Annotated in this window: 1 protein-coding gene; it reads left to right on the top strand. The window is 50.0% G+C overall.

The genetic code is table 11. The features are described from left to right. A partial coding sequence (locus tag MWU82_RS24410) for a PKD domain-containing protein (RefSeq protein ID WP_247098315.1) occupies positions 1-496 on the top strand: 496 nt, incomplete at both ends.

Consider the following 496-nt stretch of genomic DNA (forward strand, 5'->3'; position numbering starts at 1 on the left):
AACCCCAACAGTGTTGGAGGTCCTGGATACAGTTTCCAACATAGACCTACCAAAGGCGCAAATATGGGCAGCGGCAACTTTACCGCCCCAGCCCTTGCCCCGGGAGGATTCCCACATTACCTCAGGTTGGTACGCTCGGGCAATGCCTTCACAGCTTACGTATCCGAGACCAATGGAAGTTGGTTACAGATCGGAAGTGCTTCCATACCTATGGGACAAAGTATCTTTGTAGGTCTGGCGACAACATCACATAACGATGGCGTACTTACCAATGCAGTATACGAGAATGTTCAGGTCATTGGCAACGTAGAAGAAAACGAAGCCCCTACCGCAGTGGCAACAGCTACTCCTTTGATCGGTACGACACCATTGGAAGTGAACTTTAACGGCAGTGGATCTAGCGACCCAGAAAATCCAAATGGACTTGTCTATGCTTGGGATTTCGGAAACGGCGATACCTCGTCTGCTACCAACCCGGTTTACACCTATACTACCG

The sequence above is a fragment of the Arenibacter sp. S6351L genome, from assembly GCF_023016025.1.
Taxonomy (GTDB): domain Bacteria; phylum Bacteroidota; class Bacteroidia; order Flavobacteriales; family Flavobacteriaceae; genus Arenibacter; species Arenibacter algicola_B.